Source organism: Solirubrobacter ginsenosidimutans (assembly GCF_027587205.1).
This window is the reverse complement of record NZ_JAPDOD010000092.1, coordinates 1-17,567: the sequence shown is the minus strand read 5'-3', so window position 1 is coordinate 17,567 and position 17,567 is coordinate 1. Positions and strand designations below refer to the sequence as shown.

General features: G+C 72.4%; 18 protein-coding genes. 8 read left to right on the top strand and 10 right to left on the bottom strand.

Going from position 1 to position 17,567, the window contains the following annotated elements; all coding sequences use genetic code 11:
* A partial coding sequence (locus OM076_RS43345) for a selenocysteine-specific translation elongation factor (RefSeq protein WP_270046455.1) occupies positions 1-760 on the top strand: 760 nt, incomplete at its 5' end.
* On the opposite strand, the gene tenA is transcribed toward OM076_RS43345, so the two are convergent.
* On the bottom strand, positions 708-1,361 hold the full coding sequence (gene tenA / locus OM076_RS43340) for a thiaminase II (protein ID WP_270046454.1): 654 nt from the start codon (positions 1,359-1,361) through the stop codon (positions 708-710). The two genes, OM076_RS43345 and tenA, sit on opposite strands and share 53 nt — an antisense overlap.
* On the bottom strand, positions 1,358-1,885 hold the full coding sequence (locus OM076_RS43335; protein WP_270046453.1) for a ferritin: 528 nt from the start codon (positions 1,883-1,885) through the stop codon (positions 1,358-1,360). The genes tenA and OM076_RS43335 overlap by 4 nt, the downstream gene beginning before the upstream one ends.
* Before the next feature lie 230 nt (positions 1,886-2,115).
* Here OM076_RS43335 and OM076_RS43330 point away from each other — a divergent pair, with 230 nt between their 5' ends.
* Both OM076_RS43330 and OM076_RS43325 read left to right on the top strand, forming a co-directional pair.
* The gene (locus tag OM076_RS43330) at positions 2,116-3,066 is read left to right on the top strand and encodes a UDP-glucuronic acid decarboxylase family protein (protein WP_270046452.1); all 951 of its coding nucleotides are present in this window, start codon (positions 2,116-2,118) and stop codon (positions 3,064-3,066) included.
* A 61-nt stretch (positions 3,067-3,127) separates the two neighbouring features.
* Positions 3,128-4,657 (top strand): sugar transferase, encoded by a 1,530-nt coding sequence (locus OM076_RS43325; protein ID WP_270046451.1) that lies wholly within the window; start codon positions 3,128-3,130, stop codon positions 4,655-4,657.
* On the opposite strand, the gene OM076_RS43320 is transcribed toward OM076_RS43325, so the two are convergent.
* Positions 4,654-5,391: an MBL fold metallo-hydrolase gene (locus OM076_RS43320; RefSeq protein WP_270046450.1), complete on the bottom strand. Its 738-nt coding sequence runs from the start codon at positions 5,389-5,391 to the stop codon at positions 4,654-4,656. The genes OM076_RS43325 and OM076_RS43320 overlap by 4 nt on opposite strands.
* Positions 5,392-5,406: 15 nt before the next feature.
* Entirely contained in the window at positions 5,407-6,261 is an 855-nt protein-coding gene (locus OM076_RS43315; RefSeq protein ID WP_270046449.1) for an SDR family oxidoreductase, read from the bottom strand.
* A gap of 85 nt (positions 6,262-6,346) precedes the next feature.
* On the opposite strand from OM076_RS43315, the gene OM076_RS43310 reads away from it, so the two are divergent.
* From OM076_RS43310 to OM076_RS46630, 4 genes are all read left to right on the top strand, one after another.
* A complete protein-coding gene (locus OM076_RS43310) occupies positions 6,347-7,042 on the top strand; it encodes a TetR/AcrR family transcriptional regulator (protein ID WP_270046448.1) in 696 nt (231 codons plus the stop codon).
* A 65-nt stretch (positions 7,043-7,107) separates the two neighbouring features.
* Positions 7,108-7,785: a response regulator transcription factor gene (locus OM076_RS43305; RefSeq protein WP_270046447.1), complete on the top strand. Its 678-nt coding sequence runs from the start codon at positions 7,108-7,110 to the stop codon at positions 7,783-7,785.
* Entirely contained in the window at positions 7,782-8,789 is a 1,008-nt protein-coding gene (locus tag OM076_RS43300; protein WP_270046446.1) for a sensor histidine kinase, read from the top strand. Before OM076_RS43305 ends, OM076_RS43300 begins: the two co-directional genes overlap by 4 nt.
* Before the next feature lie 221 nt (positions 8,790-9,010).
* Complete coding sequence (locus OM076_RS46630; protein ID WP_270046445.1) at positions 9,011-10,390, top strand: DUF4153 domain-containing protein; 1,380 nt, start codon at positions 9,011-9,013, stop codon at positions 10,388-10,390.
* Here the strand turns inward: OM076_RS46630 and OM076_RS43290 are convergent.
* Positions 10,299-11,021, bottom strand: coding sequence for a methyltransferase domain-containing protein (locus tag OM076_RS43290; RefSeq protein WP_270046444.1), 723 nt, complete (start codon positions 11,019-11,021; stop codon positions 10,299-10,301). The two genes, OM076_RS46630 and OM076_RS43290, sit on opposite strands and share 92 nt — an antisense overlap.
* 20 nt (positions 11,022-11,041) lie before the next feature.
* Between OM076_RS43290 and OM076_RS43285 the strand changes: the two genes are divergently transcribed.
* Positions 11,042-11,638: a class I SAM-dependent methyltransferase gene (locus tag OM076_RS43285; protein ID WP_270046443.1), complete on the top strand. Its 597-nt coding sequence runs from the start codon at positions 11,042-11,044 to the stop codon at positions 11,636-11,638.
* On the opposite strand, the gene OM076_RS43280 is transcribed toward OM076_RS43285, so the two are convergent.
* The 5 genes from OM076_RS43280 to OM076_RS43260 all read right to left on the bottom strand — a co-directional run.
* Entirely contained in the window at positions 11,612-13,708 is a 2,097-nt protein-coding gene (locus OM076_RS43280; protein WP_270046442.1) for an O-antigen ligase family protein, read from the bottom strand. The genes OM076_RS43285 and OM076_RS43280 overlap by 27 nt on opposite strands.
* The gene (locus OM076_RS43275; protein ID WP_270046441.1) at positions 13,680-14,330 is read right to left on the bottom strand and encodes a hypothetical protein; all 651 of its coding nucleotides are present in this window, start codon (positions 14,328-14,330) and stop codon (positions 13,680-13,682) included. The genes OM076_RS43280 and OM076_RS43275 overlap by 29 nt, the downstream gene beginning before the upstream one ends.
* 13 nt (positions 14,331-14,343) lie before the next feature.
* Positions 14,344-15,366, bottom strand: a complete 1,023-nt coding sequence (locus tag OM076_RS43270) for a glycosyltransferase family 4 protein (protein ID WP_270046440.1) — start codon at positions 15,364-15,366, stop codon at positions 14,344-14,346.
* Positions 15,363-16,514 (bottom strand): glycosyltransferase, encoded by a 1,152-nt coding sequence (locus tag OM076_RS43265; protein ID WP_270046439.1) that lies wholly within the window; start codon positions 16,512-16,514, stop codon positions 15,363-15,365. The genes OM076_RS43270 and OM076_RS43265 overlap by 4 nt, the downstream gene beginning before the upstream one ends.
* Positions 16,511-17,567: glycosyltransferase family protein (locus OM076_RS43260; protein ID WP_270046438.1), on the bottom strand; the 1,057-nt coding region annotated here is incomplete at its 5' end. The genes OM076_RS43265 and OM076_RS43260, both read right to left, overlap by 4 nt.

The following is a 17,567-nucleotide window of genomic DNA, read 5'->3' as shown; positions in this document are numbered from 1 at the left end:
TGGCGCGGCGGGCGGCGGCGGCGCGGCGGGCGCGCGCCCCGCGGCGCCGGCTCCACTCCGCGCAACGTTCCGCGTGGACGTCGCGCTCACGTGGGCGACCCCCGACTCGCGGCCCGAAAGCGGCGCGCGGGTCGGGGTCCATCACGGGACGCGGGAGTCGGCGGCGCGGCTCGTAGAGCTCGGCGGGCGGTTCTTCCAACTGCGCCTCGAGGAGCCGATCGTGCCCGCGGGCGGCGACCGTCTCGTCATCCGCAGCCTGGCTCCACCCGACACGCTCGGCGGCGGCGTGGTGCTCGACCCCGACCCGCGCCGGCACGGGCCGAGCCGCGACCTGCTCGCCCGGCTCACCCGCCTCGAGCGCGGGGAGCCCGAACCCGAGGCCGCTCCGGCTCGCCCGGCGCCAAGACCCGAGCGCGCGCCGCTGGACCCTCGCGCGCTCGAGCTCGAAGCCCGCCTCGTCCAGGCCGGCCACGAACCCCCGCTCGACGAGGACCCGGAACTGCTCGCCGCGCTGCGCGAGCACGGCCGCGCGATCCGCCTCGGCCCGTCGATGCACGTCCACCCCGACGCGCTCGACGAGGTCCACGACCTCGTGGTCGAGATCATCGAACGCGACGGCCAGATCACGCTCGCCCAGCTCCGCGACGCGCTCAATACCTCACGCAAGTACGCGCAGGCCTATCTCGAGCACTTCGACGCGACGAAGGTCACCCTGCGGCGGGGCGAGGGGCGGGTGCTGCGGCGGCGTCCCAGAACCTGAGCTCGTGCTCGGAAGACGTGACGAACGCCTCGGTCATGCGCTCCACGTCGCCGTCGACCTCGTCCAGCAGCGAGCGCGACCACGCGGCCAGCTCGCCGAACTCGGCGCTCGCGTACATGTCGATCCATTCGGCGTAGCGGTCCGAGGTCGCGGATGCGGCCAGGGCGACGCCGATCTCCGCGTAGCCCCACATGCACGGTGCGACCGCCGCGCAGAGCTCGGCGAAGTCGCCCAACGACGCGACGCGCAGCAGGAAGTCGGCGTACGCGGCGGTGGCCGGAGCCGCGCGCTCGGACTCGAGTTCCGCGATCGACACGCCCCAGCGTCCCGCGAACGCCCGGTGCAGCGACAGCTCGATCTCCAGCACCGAGGACGCCAGCCCCGCGAAGCGCCGCATCCACTCCACCCGCGGGGCTCGCGCGGCGCCCAGTGACAGCAGGCGCGCGTAGTCGATCAGGAACCGGTAGTCCTGACGGATGTAGGAGCGGAACGCGGTCTCGTCCAGCGTCCCGTCGCCGAGCCCGCGGACGAAGGGGTGCGCGAGCGACGCGTCCCACACCGGCGCCGCGGCGGCCCGCAGCGCCGAGGAGACCGAGGTCAAGCGCCGGCGGGCTTCGGTGCGGTCGGGTCGGTGCTCTCGCTGCCCGACTGCTCGCGCGCCATGTAGTTCTCGACCTCCATGACGTCGTCGCGCGAGCGCTCGACGACGCGCAGCAGGTCGGACATGGTCGCGACCTCCTCGACCTGCTCCTTGATGAACCACTGCATGAACTGCTCGGAGGTGTAGTCGGCCTCGGCGCGGGCGCAGCCGGCGAGCGCGTTGATCTGCGCCGTCACCCGCTTCTCCTGGTCGAGCGCGAGCGCCACCGGTTCGACGATGTCCTGGAACGCCACCTTGGGCGCCGCGACGCCGGGGATGACGACGTCCGCGTCGGCGTCGATGAGGTACTGGACCATCATCATCGCGTGGTCGCGCTCCTCGAGTGCCTGCGCGTAGAAGAAGCGCGCGAGTTGCGGGAGCGTCTCGGCGTCGTAGTACACGGCACACGCGACGTACTGCTGGTGCGCGGCGTACTCGTGGGCGATCTGCTCATTCAGCAATGTGACGAAGGCGTCTGCGGCCATAGGGCCGTGATGCTATACCGCTTCTTAGGGTGCCCAAAGTCGTCAAGCCCAAGAAACGCTGTTGCAAGAGCCGCCCGCGGTGCAAGAAATGTCCCGTCGTGTGCAAGCGTCTCTACGTGGCAGGACTCGCGGAGAAGCGCCCGAATGGGACGTTCGTGCTGCACGTGCACGTTACGAAGAAGGTGCTTAAGGCGGCCCGCGGATAGCCGTCTGGCTATCCTGCCGCGCACATGGCCACCTGCCTAGTCACCGGTGGCAGCGGTTTTCTCGGCTCGCATCTGTGCGATGCGCTGTTGGCGCGCGGTCACCGTGTGATCTGCGTCGACAACTTCGATACCGGGTCGCTGGCCAATATCCATCACCTGCGCGGGGCGGACTTCGTCTTCGTGCACAAGGACGTCACGCAGCCGTTCTTCGTCGACGAGGCGGTCGACTTCGTCTTTCACTTCGCGTCGCCCGCGTCGCCGATCGACTACCTGCGGCTGCCGCTGCACACGCTCAAGGTCGGCTCCTACGGGACCCATCATGCGCTGGGCCTGGCCAAGCTGCACCGCGCGCGCTTCCTGACCGCCAGCACCAGCGAGGTCTACGGCGACCCGCAGGTCCATCCGCAGCCCGAGTCATATTGGGGCCACGTGAACCCGATCGGGCCGCGCGGCGTCTACGACGAGGCCAAGCGGTACGCGGAGGCGCTGACGATGGCCTACCACCGGCAGCAGGGCGTAGACACCGCGATCGTGCGGATCTTCAACACCTACGGGCCCCGGATGCGACCGCATGACGGCCGCGCGATCCCGACCTTCATGCGCCAGGCGCTGCAGGACCGGCCGATCACCGTCTTCGGCACCGGTTCGCAGACCCGCTCGTTCTGTTACGTCAGCGATCTGATCGACGGGATCATCCGCCTCGCCGAGTCGGGGATCCATCAGCCGGTCAACATCGGCAACCCGAACGAGTTCACGCTGCTTGAACTGGCGCAGGCCGTGATCGACGTCACCGGGTCGCGCTCGGAGATCGTCTTCGAGGCGCTGCCCACCGACGATCCGCAAGTCCGTCAGCCGGACATCTCACTCGCACGCGAGCTGCTCGGCTGGGAACCGACCGTGGAACTGCGTGACGGCCTGCGGCGCACGCTGGAAACCGCCGGCACCGCTGCGCTCATGGGCGCGCAGCCCGCTTAGAGCTCAGAACACGAAACCGCGCGACATCCTCACCCGCCGCCCGTTGAGGCAGTCAGAGACAGTGGCCGAAGCCTCAACCCAGATTCCCGAGCCGCCGACGCAGCGCTCGCCCGCCCCTGCGCGCGAGCCCGTTGTGCTGCCCTCGGTCGACGTTCGCCGCAAGCGGCCGCCCGCGCTCTCGTTCCTGCTCCGGATGGAGACGTTGCGCAAGGGCACGCGGGTCGTCTCGCTGCTGGTGCTGGACTTCGCCGGGCTGCTCGCCGCGCTCGTCGTGGCGCTGATGGTCAAGTCGGTCCTGCGCCACGGCGAGTGGGCGTGGAGCATCTCGTTCGAGGAGGCGCGGCGCACGATCGCGTTCGCCTACCTGGTGACCGTGCTCCTGTTCGCCCGCTCCGGCCTCTACGCCGAGCGCGCGCAACGGCCCGGCCTGGCGCGGATCGTCTCCTCGCTCTTCCAGGTCACGGTCGTCTCGCTGATCTTCGCGCTGGTCAACGACCAGCAGTACTCGAGCTACTACATCTTCTACGGCACGTTCGTCTTCGCGGTCGCCATCCTCGGCTCGGCACGCTGGGGGTACGAGGCGGCTACCGGCGCGCTGCTGCGGGCCGCGGGGTATCGCCGGCGTGCCGTGCTGGTCGGCTCCGGCCGTCACATCGAGGACGTCGCGCACGCGCTGACCGACGAGGTGCACGCGCCGGTCGAGATGGTCGGCTTCATCTCCTTGACGCCACGCCCGGACAACGGGCTGCGCTCGCTCGGGCGGATCGAGGACGTCGCACGCGTGCTCGACGTCTACCGGATCCAGGAAGTGATCATCGCCGACCCGGACTTCCCGCAGGAGCGCGCCGTGGAGCTCGTGGACACCTGCCATCAGCGCGGCGTGACCGTGCGGATCGCGCCCTCGACGATGGAGATCCTCGTCCAGCGCGCGGAGTTCGTGCCCGGCGCGTCGGTGCCGCTGTTCGAGCTGCGCCCGCCGGTGTTCGACGGCGTCGACTTCTTCCTCAAACGCACCTTCGACATCGTGGTGTCGGCGTTCCTGCTGCTGATCCTGTCGCCACTGCTGGCCGTGATCGCGCTGGGTGTGCGGCTGTCCTCGCGCGGCCCGATCATCTACCGCTCCTTCCGCCCGGGCATCGGCGGTGAGCCATTCGCGTGCCTGAAGTTCCGGACGATGTTCACCGACGCCGACGAGCGCCAGCAGGAGCTCGAGCAGTTCAACGAAGGCTCGGGCGCGCTGTTCAAGATCCGCATGGACCCGCGGGTGACGAGGGTCGGGCGCGTGCTGCGCAACTACTCGCTCGACGAGCTGCCGCAGCTGATCAACGTCCTGCGCGGGCAGATGTCGCTCGTCGGGCCGCGGCCGCTGCCGCAGCGCGACTTCGACATGCTCGACGACTGGCACAAGAAGCGCTACCTCGTGCTCCCCGGCATCACCGGCCTGTGGCAGATCTCCGGCCGCTCCGAGCTCGACTTCGACGATCTCGTCCGGCTGGACTTCCTGTACCTGGAGCGCTGGTCGGTGGGCCTCGACCTCGCGATCCTCCTGAAGACCATCCCCGCCGTGTTCTCGCGGCGCGGCGCCTTCTAGAGCACCGTCTCCCCGTCGTCGGGGACCTTGACGTTCGGGAGGTTCAGCGCGCGCAGGTCCGCTCGCGTCTGCGTGCTGTGCGACACGGTCTCGAAGTGCACGGCGACGATCGTCCGGTCGGGGTTCTCGGCCGCCAAGGTCGCGACGTCGTCGTTGTCCATCACGATCGGCCCGCCCACGTTGAACTGCGCGGCGCTGGCGTTGACGACGATGACGTCGGGCCGGTACTCGCCGATCGCGGCCCGGACCTCGTCGCAGAGGATCGTGTCGCCCGCGATGTAGACGGTCGGCTCCTCGGGCGCGACGAGCACGAATCCCGACACCGGCGCCATCTGCTCGCCGATCTCCCCCGTGCCGTGCTGCCCCTCGGTGCGCGCGATCAGGATGTCCCCGAGCGTCGCGTCGCCGTGCACGGGGCGGGCGTCGGTGAAGCCGTCCGCGTGCAGGCGTTCCGTGTCCGGCGGCTGGCAGAACAGCGGCAGGTCACGATCGAGCAACTCGCGCGCGGTGTCATCGAAGTGATCCCGGTGCAGGTGGGTGACGAGGACCGTGTCGACGCCCTCGAGCACCTGCTGCGGCGGCATCGGGAGATCGCCCAGCGGGGTGGGGCGCGGGTTCGGCGTATTGGGCACGGCCTCGCGCGCGCCGGCGGGATCGAGCTGCGGATCGACCAGGATCGTGTGTCCCGCGTACTCGATCCGCAGCGTCGCGGACCGGATCAGTGTCAGCTTCACCCGCGGGATTGTGGCCTACTCGGCCGCCGCGATGACGTCTCGCACGGACGTCGGCGCGCGTCCGAGCAGCTGCTCGAGGGTCGGGTCGACGGCGGCGAACTCGCCCCGGCGACTGGCCGCGAACACGCCGAGGAGGAGGTCCGCCTGGGCTTCGGGCACGCCGCGCGCGACCATGCCTGCCCGGTACTCGTCGTCGCTGATCGTGACGCGCGTGATCTCGCGCCCGGTGACCTCGCTCGCGACCGCGGCGATGTCGGCGAGGTCGAGCGCCTCGGAGGCGGTGAGCGGTGCCGTCAGACCGTCGAGGCTTGTCGCGTCGGTGAGGGCGATCGCCGCTGCCTCCGCCAGGTCGGCGTGGGCGGTCCAGGAGACCGGGCCGTCCTCCGGCGCGATCAGCTTGCCCGTCTGCAGCGCCTGGCCCATGAACATGAGGCCACTCGCGGTGTAGAAACCGTTGCGCAGCGAGGTGAACGCCACGTTCGACGCGTGGAGCCGCTCCTCGGTCGCGGCGTGGTCGACCATCGGCACGAACGCGGACGAGGCGCCGACGCCCATGTGGCTGGTGTAGACGATGCGCTGGACGCCCGCGGCGCGAGCCGCGTCGATTGCGGTCTGGTGCTGGCGGAGCGCTTGGACGCCGTGGGTGCTCGCCGAGACGATCAGGACGGTCGACGCTCCCTCGAAGGCGTGGCGCAGGCTTGCGGCGTCGTCGTAGTCGGCCTGGCGGACGCGGACGCCGCGCTCACGGAGGGCGCGGGCGTTCTCGGGGGTGCGGACGCTGACGCCGATCTTGGCGGCGGGTACACGCTCGAGCAGCCGTTCGGCGATGCCCTGGCCGAGCTGGCCGGTGGCTCCGGTGATTACGATCATCGCGAATCTCCTGATAACGGTGATACGCGTTGTTGCGTATCGCTGGAAATGCAACGATAACAAGTGGGTGTTAGCATCGGTAGCGATGGTCGAACTCGACGTGCGGGCGCGGATCGTCACGGCGGCCGCCGATCTCCTCGCGGCCGGCGGTCGCGACGCGCTCACCACCCGGGCGGTCGCAGCGGCCGCGGGAGTGCAGGCGCCGACGATCTACCGCCTCTTCGGCGACAAGCGCGGCCTGCTCGAGGCGGTCGCGGAGCAGCGCCTCGCGAGCTATGTGCAGGACAAGTCGCTCCGGGAACCCGGCCCGGACCCGGTCGAGGACCTACGGGCGGGATGGGATCTGCATATCGGGTTCGGCCTGGCCAACCCGGCGATCTACGCGCTGATGCACGGCGACCCTCATCCGGGGGTGGTGTCGCGCGCCGCCACGGCGGGCCTGGAGGTGCTGGAGCGCCATGTCCACCGGATCGCGGCCGCCGGCCGGCTCCGCGTCAGTGAGCGGCGGGCGGTCGACCTGGTGCACGCGGCCGGGCTCGGCACGGTCCTCGCGCTGCTGGCGATGCCCGAGGACGCCCGCGACCTGGCGCTGTCGGACACGGCGCGCGAGGCCGTGCTCGCCGCCATCACCACCGAGTCCCCGGTGCTGGAGAGCCCGAGCCCGGCGACGGCGGCGATCACGCTGCGCGCGGTGCTGCCGGAGGCCACGCCGTCGCTCAGCGAGGGCGAGCGCCATCTGCTCGACGAGTGGCTGGAGCGGCTCGCCGCGAATCGCGGCTGAACCTGCACAGAATCGCCACAGCATCCGTCACCCGCTCCCATATCGCGGTGACACACTCAGCGGCAGTGAACGGGCAACTGATCTGCGTCATCGAGGACGAAGAGGTCATCGCCTCCGCCGTCGCCGCCCGGCTGCGGGCCGAAGGGTTCGTCGTCGAGGTCGCGCATGACGGGCACGCCGGCGTCGCGCTGTGTGACCGCGTGCGTCCTGACCTGGTGGTGCTCGACCTGATGCTGCCCGGCCTGGACGGGCTGGAAGTGTGCCGGCGGGTGCAGCGCGACCGGGCCGTGCCGGTGCTGATGCTGACGGCGCGGGCGGAAGAGGCTGACCTGCTGGTCGGGCTCGCCGTCGGCGCCGACGACTATGTGACCAAGCCGTTCTCGCCGCGCGAGCTGGTGGCGCGGATCCGGGCGCTGCTGCGACGGGTCGAGCGGCGGCCCGCGCCTCCCGGCGACGTGGTTCTGCTCGGCGCGCTGGAGATCGACCCCGCGGCGCGGTTGGTGCGCGCGAACGGGGAGATCGTGCACCTCACGCCGACGGAGTTCGACCTGCTGGCGCTGCTGGCGGCGCGGCCGGGCGTGGTGTTCTCGCGCGAGCAACTGCTCGCCGAGGTGTGGGGCTGGCGCGACGGCTCCGGCCAGCGCACGGTGGACTCCCACGTGCGCGGGCTGCGCCGCAAGCTCGGCTCCGATCTCGTTCGCACCGTGCACGGCGTCGGCTACGCGCTGGAGGCGGGGCGATGAGGCCGCTGGACCGGCTGCAGTCGATCAAGGTCAAGCTCGGCGTGGTGATCGTGGCGACGGTCGCGGGCACGGTGATCGTGCTGGCGATCGGGTTCCGTCTCGGCTGGTCGCTGGAGCTGCGGACCGCGGTCGCCGCGGCGATCGCGCTCGTGATCGTGCAGGTGCTGGCGCGCGGGATGACGTCGCCGCTGCGCGAGATGGCGGCGGCGGCCTCGGCGATGGCACGCGGCGACTACGGGCGGCGGGTGACCGCGACCTCGCGCGACGAGGTGGGTGAGCTGGCGCGCGCGTTCAACGCGATGGCGGCCGAGCTGGCCGACGTCGACCGGATGCGCCGCGACCTCGTCGCCAACGTCTCGCATGAGCTGCGCACGCCTATCGGTGCGCTCCAGGCGCTGCTCGAGAACCTCGTCGACGGCGTCGAGCCGCCGGATCCCGCCGCGTTGCGGACCGCGCTGATCCAGACCGAGCGCCTCGGCCGGCTCGTGCAGCAACTGCTCGACCTGTCGCGACTGGAGAGCGGCGCGCTGGCGCTGCGTCCCGCGCCGTTCCCGGTGCGCCCGCTGCTCGAGCAGGCGACCCGCGAGTGCGAGCTCGGCGAGAGCTTCACGACGCGCCCCGTGTGGCTGCGCGTGAGCGTCCAACCGGGTGACCTGCGCGCGGTGGGAGACGTCGAGCGCATGCACCAGGTGATCAACAACCTGCTGGAGAACGCGGTCCGCCACTCACCCACCGACGGCCGCGTGTGGCTGAGCGCCCACGCCGCCACCGACGGCGTGACCACGATCGAGGTCGCCGACGAAGGCCCGGGCATCCCGGTCGCCGAAGCCGAGCGGGTCTTCGAACGCTTTCACCGCGTCGACGCAGCGCGAGCCGCGCGAGACGGAGGCACCGGCCTCGGCCTCGCCATCGCCCGCTGGATCGTCGACGCCCACGGCGGCACGATCGCCGTCCGCGAGCGGGAGCCACACGGCTGCCGCGTCGTCGTGGAGCTCCCGAGATGACCGACCCACACCCGCACGATCCGGCCGCCCACCAGCCGCCGGAGCAGTCAGCCACGCCCGAAACGGGCGCCGCCCCCTCCCCTTGGATGCAAGTCGTATACCGGGGACAGTCCCCGGTATACAACATGGATCCCAGCGGTACACAGGGGTCTGACCCAGGTATACATGTGGGATACAAGGATGGGGCGAGTAGGCCGCCGGCCGGGAGTGGGTTGGCCGGGGTGGGTGCGGTGACGCCCGTGTGGGCGGGGCGGGCGGTGGTGCTCGTCGGGGTGGTCGCGGGGGCGACGTTGCTCGGCGAGGCGCTCGGGCTCGGAGTCGTGGTGGTGCTGTTCGCGCTGGGTGCGATCTCGGCGCGGGTGCGGCGGCCGGCCACCGTGCCAACGACCGACCTTCGGGAAGCTGAGCCGCCCGCGCAGGACCGGTGGGTGCGGGTGTGGTGGGCGCTCGCGGGCGGACTGGCGCTCGTGCCGGTGCTGCGGGCGGCGCCGTGGGTGGTTGTGCCCGCGCTGTTCGCCTCCGCCGCGATGGCGTCGCTCGCCGTGACGGGCGGGCGGCGCTGGGGGCAATTGAGCGCCGGGCTGGCCGCGCTGGCAGCGCGGGTGCCGCTCGGGCCGTTCCTCGCGACGAGGGCCGCCACGCGGGGTGTCTCCCTGCGCCCGGCGGGCGCCGCCGCCCGCGGGGCTGCGCTCGCTGCCGCGCTGCTGGCGCTGTTCGTCCCGCTGCTGATGAGCGCCGACGCGGCGTTCGCGCAGATCCTCGAGAACCTCGTGCCGACGGGCTGGGACGGCGGGGAGCTGATCGAGCGCGCGCTGGTGCTCACCCTGTTCGTCGCGCTCGGCGGGGCGCTGCTGCACGCCCGCCTACGACCGCCACAGGCGCCGCCGATGCCGGCGACCGTCAGGCTCGGGGCCGTCGAGTCCAACATGGCGGTCGGCGCGCTCGTCGGCCTCTTCGCCGCGTTCGTCGCGCTGCAGGCGGCGACCCTCTTCGGCGGCGACCAGCACGTCCTGCAGACCACCGGGCTGACCTACGCCGAGTACGCCCGCTCGGGCTTCGCGCAGCTGCTGACCGTGGCCGCGCTCACCTTCGCCGTGCTCGGCGCGGCCCGCCGCTGGGCCCAGCCGCACCGCATCCTGCTCGCCGCGCTCTGCCTGCTCACGCTGGTGGTGCTGGCGTCGGCCCTCAAGCGCCTCGGCCTGTACGAGGAGACCTACGGCTTCACCCGCCTGCGGCTCGCCGCCCACGGCGCGCTGCTCTACCTCGGCGCGCTCTTCGTCGTCGTCCTGCTCACCCGCTCACCGCGGGCGCTGGTCGCGACGACGCCCGCCTCCGTGCTCCTGTTCGCCCTCGCCGACCCGGACCGCCGGATCGCCGACCACAACCTCGACCGCTACGAGCGCACCGGCAAGATCGACGTCGCCTACCTCAGGACGCTCGGCGCGGACGCGGCGCCGGCACTGAAGAACGTCGTGAGCGTGTGCGTCCCCGACGACGGGATCGCCGGCTTCAACCTTGCGCGGGCCGCCGCGCGACGAACGAATACTGCCCACAGAACAGGAGCTTCAGGGCGTTGCGATCCTCCGCGTCCCACCCGGTGAGCCGCGCCACGGCGTCGACGCCGGTGTTGAACGGCGAGCGCCGCGCCCAGTAGCGGTCGAAGAACTTCGGCCCGCGCAGCAGCCGGCGCAGGAACAACGTCGGCCCGTCGATCCCCGGCATGATCGTCTCGAGCTCCAGGCCCGAGACGTCGAGCAGGCGCAGCATCCCGTAGGGCGTGAGGTTCAGGGTCGAGCGGCCGTGGTACGGCTCCAGGTGCGAGGTCGACCCGGTGAAGATGCCGCCCGGTCGAAGCACCCGTGCGACGTCGGCGACCAGCGCGTGCGGCCGCTCGACGTGCTCCAGCACCTGCTTGGAGAAGACGAGATCGACGCTCGCGTCCTCGAACGGCAAGGACACTCCATCGAAGATCCGCAGCTCGACGTCCGGGCGCGTCTCGTACTCGGAGTCGCCGACCTCCACGCCGATCCAGCGCACCGACGGATCGACGGCGCGGAACGCGTCGACCGAATCGCCGCGCCCGCAGCCGAGATCGACGACGGTCGCGCCGGGGCGCGGGGCGAGCAGAGCCGGGATGAAGTGCTCCGCCAAGGCTTGCGCCGACGAACGCGTCGGGAGCGCCGGTCGCAGCAGGGTGCGGAGATCGGCACCCGGCAGGCGGCGATCGGACATGCCCGCCAATCTTATGAGCCGTGCGGGACTTCTATGAGGCGTTCTGGGCCGGCGAGCCGGAGCGGGAGCCGGAACCGTGGGAGTGGGAGGGCCGGCGGGCGCTGCTGCTCGACGCGGTCTCACCCGGCGACCGCGTGCTCGACCTCGGCACGGGCGCCGGCGCCTTCCTCACCGCGCTCCAGCAGGCCGACGCCGACCCGGTCGGCGTGGAGATCGCCGAAGCGGCGGCGCAGCGCGCCCGCGCCGCCACCGGCATCGAGGTGCGGCTCGTCGAGCCCGACGGCACCCTGCCCTTCGCCCACGGCGAGTTCGACCTGATCTGGTGCAGCGAGGTCCTCGAGCACGTCCCCGACGCCCTGGGCCTGCTGCAGGAAGCGCGCCGCGTCCTCAAGCGCGACGGCCGGATCCTGCTCACCGTCCCCTACCACGGGCGCTTTCAGGCGGCCGCGATCGCCCTCACCCGCTTCGACGCCCACTTCGACCCGCTCGGCCAGCACGTGCGCTTCTTCACCCGCCGCTCGCTGGCGACGATCCTCGAGCACGCGGGCTTCGAGGACGCCCGCGTGCGCCCGGTGCTCAGCCGAAAGTCGCTAGCCGCTGCCGCGCGCCGCCGCTAGCCGGGAGGCGACGACGATGTCCGTCGTGCTCTGCGGCGAGCGCGGATCGAGGTAGTAGGCGATCTGGTAGGAGCGCAGCGCGCCCTTGGGGTCGTTCAGCGCGTCGAGCTGGAGCCGCCCGAGCTGGCGCCAGCTCTCCGGGTTGGCGGGCTCGAGGTCGATCGCCTGGTCGAGCGCCGCCTTCGCCTGCGGGTTGCGGCCTGAGGCCTGCTCGATCGCGGACAGGTCGAACAGCGGGTCGACGGAGAGCGGGTTGCGGTCGTGAGCGATCCGGGCGATCGAGGCCGCGGCCGCCAGCTCGCCCTTGTCGAGCCGATCCAGCGACGCCGTCTGCGCGTGATCGGAGCGGACCGGCTGCAGGGCGCTCCAGGCGCCGATGAGGCCGATCAGCGAGACCACGGCGGCGGCGCCGATGAGCGCAGGCCGCGGCACGACGCGGTTCGGCTGCTCGAGGCCGGAGACCCGCTCGCGCAGCGTCGCGCGCGACGCCACCCAGCCCGCGCAGAGCAGCGCCGGGAGCACATTGCCGGGGACGAACCACGTCCAGTCGATAGACGAGTGCAGCCCGAAGACGATCGCGATCGTCGCTAGCGAGGCGAGCCCGACCCGCTCGGCGTCCCAGGGGAGGCCGCGGTCGCGCGGCCGTACGCCGACCGTTCGCGCCGCGCACGTCAGCCACGCGCCCGCGGTCAGCAGGGAGAGCGCGAGGCCGACCCAGCCGAGGTCCGCCAGCGTCTGCACGACGTAGCCGTGCGCGTGCTGTACCTGCCGGCCGTCGAGGCGGTAGCGCAGCCGCAGCGTGCCGTAGGAGCCCGCGCCGGTCCCGAGCCACGGGGCCTGCGCGTGGATCTTCATCGCCTCGCGCCAGTAGCGGGCGCGGCCGGACGAGGTCGCCGTCAGGCGCTCGGGTGAGTTCGTGGGGCCGGAGACCGCCGGGTCGGTCGCTTGGTGCCAGGCCTTGGAGACCTGGCCGCTGATGCCCCCGGGCGCGTTGGCCAGCATCAGGATCGCGACGGCGGGGACGACGGCGAGCGCGCCGACCAGCACCCGCGTCGCCCGCGCCTGGGCGCGCGGGCCTGGCGGCTTGACGGCGGAGATGAAGCCGACGGCGAGGCCGGCGACCGTCAGCGTCACGAGCAGGAGGAGCAGCAGCGCGCCGAAGCCCTGGCCGGCATCGGTGCGCAGTGCCATCCGGGCGTTGTCGCCGGTGATGCCGTCCTGGGCGAACGCCCACGCGACGAGCGGGAGCGTCGTCACGAGCACGCCGCCGATCAGGATCACGGCGCGCATCCGCAGCGGCACGACGATCAGCCAGATCGCGGTGCCGATCGCCACGGCCAGCAGCGCGCCGCGCGAGACGGCCAGCATCAGCGACAAGACCAGCAGCCCGAGGCCGGGCCACGCCAGCGCGTTCAGCGCGGCGTGGCCGGAGCGGCGCGAGCCGAGCCACAGCAGCGCCGGGACGCCGAGCGCCGCCGCGAGGCCGACGCTGTTCCAATAGTCGAACGGCGGTCGCAGCCGCGCGAACGTCTCTTCAGTCGCGAACGCGGAGGGGAAGACCTTGGTCAGGACCGACCAGCCGGCGAGTGCGACGGCGCTGATCGCGATCCCGGCCAGCAGCGCGGTCCAGCTGCCGGGGCGCAGGCGGCCGAGCGCGAGCCCGCCGGCCAGGACGGCAAAGTACGAGAGCGTGCGGCTCGTCTCCAGCCAGGAGTCGTTGGGCATCAACGACCAGTTGATCGAGAGCGCGGTGAAGACCGCCAGCAGCGCGAAGCTGACCAGCACCCAGCTCCCGCGCAGCACGGCCGGCGTGCGCTCGGGGCGCGGCAGGAGCAGCGCCGCGACGCACAGGGCTGTGCCGCCCAGCAGGAACGCGACCTCCGTGTAGGTCGTGCGCTCGAGCTGCGTGCCGCCCTTGGCCGCGAATGCGCAGGCCACGATCGCGGCCGCGACGCCGAAGCCGAGGATCGTCCCGATACCGCCCGGGATCGGGAGCTCGATGCGTGGGATCAGGAGCCCGCGCCGCGGCGGGACGTAGATCCTACGTGCGCGGGTGGAAGGGGAAGACACGGCGTCGCCGGATAACGGGCACGAGCGCGGCCACGAAGGCGGCGGCGATCAGGACCAGCACAGCGATCATCGTCGTGGGCAGGTCGTTGCGGCCGACGGACGCCGTCAGGCGTGCCTTGTCCGGGGAGCGCTGGACGAGCTCGGCCTTGATCGCCCGCTCGCCGTCCGCGGCGGCTGCGCCGACGGCCGCCGCGTCCTGCGGCGAACTGGGGGCGCTGAGGATCGCCTGGTCCTGCTCGGCCTGGCTGGTGTCGGTGCTGCCACCGCCGCCGCCTGAGCCACCGGAACCGGATCCGCTTCCGCCGCCACCGCCGTTCGAACCGCCGCCGGTGCTGCCGTCGGTGGTGGCCGTTGGGGTGGGGGTCGGCGTCTTGGTCGCCGCGATCGCCTTGGTGATCGCCCGCCGCAGGACCTCGCGGCAGTCCGAGTACTCGTCCGCGTCGGCGCCGAGCTCGGTCGTCGCCTTGCGCAGCTGCGCAATCGTGTAGTTGCCCTGCAGGATGCTGTCGTCCGCGCAGTCGCGAAGGAGCTTGATCGTCCCGGCGGAGAGGTTGTCTTGCGCGCGAGCCGTGGGAGCGAACAGCAGTGCCGCGAACAGGGCCGGGAAGATGGTCCGTCGCATCAGCGAGTTCACGCTAGCAGGCCTTTTCTGCGCTGATGAGCGCTTGAGACATGCCTTCAGCCCACGCCGCGGGGGTGTATTCCGCGGCGGCGTCGCGTCCCGCCGCGCCGAGCTGCGCGCGCAGCGCGGGGTCGTCCTGAAGGCGGCGGAGCGCTCCCCGGAGCGCTTCGGCATCCCCTGCGGGCACGACGAGCCCGGTGCGCTCGTGGCGCACGAGTCCGCCGGCGGCGGCTCCTACTGCGTCTGTGGCGATCACGGGAACTCCCTGGTGGAAGGCTTCGTTGACGACGAGCCCCCACGGCTCGAGAAAGTCTCGCGTGGGAACCGACGGTACGACCACAACGTCGCTGCCGGCGTAGAGGTTGCGCAGATCCGCGGCTTCACATTTGCCGCGCCTGAGTGCTCCGGGGACTTCGAGCGGCCCTTCGCCCGCGAGCACGAGCGTCCCGTGCCCGTCCCAGGCGCGGGCGAGGACGTCGACGCCCTTCTCGCGCTCCAGACGGCCCGCGTAGAGGATCTGAAAGGCGCCGTGGCGCTCGGGCTGCGCCTTGGCGGTCCAGAACTCGACGTCGACGCTCTGCGGGGCTGCGAAGACCTCGCCGTGCGGGTGCTTGGTGTTGACGTATGCGCTGACGTGGGGCCCGTAGGTGGCGATCGCGTCCGCGTGGCGGTAGATGTGACGGAGCGGGATGTAGGAGAGCGTGTGTGCCGGGGTGCGCGGGTGGCGCCAGATCGTCGCCCAAAGGACGAACGGGACCCGCCCCGCCCGGGCACCCGCGTACGCCGCCGGCAGGGCGACCTTCCCGGAAAGGCCGGCGACGACCGCGCGGTACCTCCCGCTCGCCGCCATCCGCGCGACCGTGCGCTCCTCCGGGAAGACCGCGGGGAAGGGCAGCTCGCTTCGTGTTCCTCCGCCGCCGTGGCGGACGTCGCCGCCGATCAGCGCGAAGACGACGTTCTCGCGCTCGTGCAGCGCTTTGAACGCGGGGATCCGGAACGCCGGTGCGTGATTGGTGACGAACAGGACGGGCTTCATCGGAGCGCGGCTTCGTACGCGGCGACGGTCTCGCGCCCGCAGCGCTCCCACGTGAAGTTCTCCACGACGTTGGCGCGCGCGGCGGCGCCCACCTCGCGCCGGAACGTGGCGTCCTCGAGCAGCGTGCGGAGCTCGTGCGCGAGCGCCTCGGGGTCGCCGGGTGCGACGAGCCGGATGCCGCCGCCGCAGCGCGCGATCTCCTCCGGCCCGGGCTCGCCGCGCGACCCGACGGCGGGGATCCCGCCGGCCATCGCCTCGATGTAGGCGACGCCGAAGGCCTCGTCGACGCTCGGCAGCACGAAGATCCCGCCCCAGCGGGCGACGGTGAGCGCCTGATCGGGCGGCAGCGCGCCGCGGAAGGCGACCCGTTCGGCGAGCCCGAGTGACCGCGCGAGTGCTTGGAGTGCGGGTCGCTCCGGACCGTCGCCCACGACCACGTAGTGCAGTTCCGGGTGCTCGTCGCGCAGCAGCCAGAGCGCGCGCAGGACGTCGCCGTGGCGCTTGCGCGCGATCAGGTTGCCGACCGTCACCAGCGTCGTGATGTCGGTGTGCGCCGGCGGCGGGACGTCGGTGCCGAGGTGGACGACGCGGACGTTCGTTGCGCCAAGCTCGCGGCTGCGGTCGGCGATCGCGCTCGAGTTGGCGAGCGTGACGGTTGCGGCGCCGAACGCGGCCTGCACGATGGCGCGGCCGCCGCGCCAGCGCTCGGCGACGCCGAGGACGTCGCCACCGTGGACGCTGATCACCAAGGGCTGCTTGATCCGCGCGCGCCGGACCGCGTCCCCGGCGGGTGCGGCGTAGTGCGCATGGACGAGGTCGAACCGCTTGCGCCTGAGGACGAGCGCGAGGGTGGGAGCGGCCCATGCGCCCCAGGTCGCGTACGAGCGCGGGCGCGGCGGCGCGACGAACGGCACGTACGTCACGTCGATCCCGTCCCGCGTGGTCTTCAGCGGTTGGCGCAACGGGGCGACGAGCTGTTTGAGGTCGCGTGCTCTGAGCGCGGCCTTCGACGGCACCGGCCGGTGGAGGACGACGACTTCGACCTCGGCGCCGGCGTCGCGCGCGGCGAGTGCTTGACGGTGCGCCCAGACCCCGAGCGCGGGGTCGTTCGCCCGCGGGTAGTACTCGGCGACGACGACGACCTTCATCGCAGCGCGCGGTATTCCGCGAGCGTCTCGCCCGCTTCGTCGCGGGTGACGTACGCGCGGCCGTCGAGGAAGGCCTCCGCCTCGGCGATCGCGGCGTCGCGCGGGTAGGAGGAGGCGACGGGGCGCAGGTGGCGGATCGGCGTCACGTCGACGATCCCGATCGGCCAGCGGTGTTCGGCGGCGAGCGCGCTCCACGCGCCGTCGAGCCCCCAGCCCATGCGCAGGTCCGGGAAGGGGAGGAGCTCCGCGGCGGCGCGGGCGGAGACGGCGGTGATCGGGCCGATCTCGACGAAGCGGGTGCGGCGGGCGAGGACGCCGGGGCGGCGGCGCGTGACGTCCCACGCGGCGTGCGAGGCGAATGCGTGCGCGGGCTGGGCCAGCTCGAAGTCGAACGCTTCGGCGGCGGCGATGAAGACGTCCAGGAACCCGCGCGGGAGCACCACGTCGTCGTCGACGATCAGCAGCCAGTCCGCGCCGGTGGGCGGGGCGGCTTCGAGCGCGGCGTTGACGTTGGCCCATTTGCCGGCACCGGGCTTCGGCGCGACGAGCTGGAGGTCGATCGTGTGGCGCGAGCGGGAGAGCTCGCGCCGCAGCCGCGCGACGGTCCGCACGTTCTCGGCGCGCGCGACGCCGACGACGTGGACACGGCGCACCGGCCCGCGCTTGGCGGCACGGTGGAGCGCGAGCCGTCCGCGCACGCCCCTCGCGGCGGCGCGGAGGTCACGCATGGCGCCGAGCAGCGCCGTCCGGCGCCCGAGCGTGCCCGAACGGCCGGACAGGTAGTCGGGATCGGTCGCACTGGGCGGCGCGGGCGCGGGATCGACCGCCTCGACCACGCGCCCCCATGTCAGCGCCGTCAACGCGATCCCGACGCCGCACCGTCGCCGCACGACATGCCACACGCACCCCACAAGGGTGCGGAGCTCCGCGGCGAGGGTGGGCGCGGAGACGCCGGACGCGGCCGCGGGCGCCGCAGTGGCGGCGTGCGAGGGCGGCGCGGCGTCGTGCGACGACGGCGGGGCGGCGTGCGGCGACGGCGCGGCGGCGTGCAGC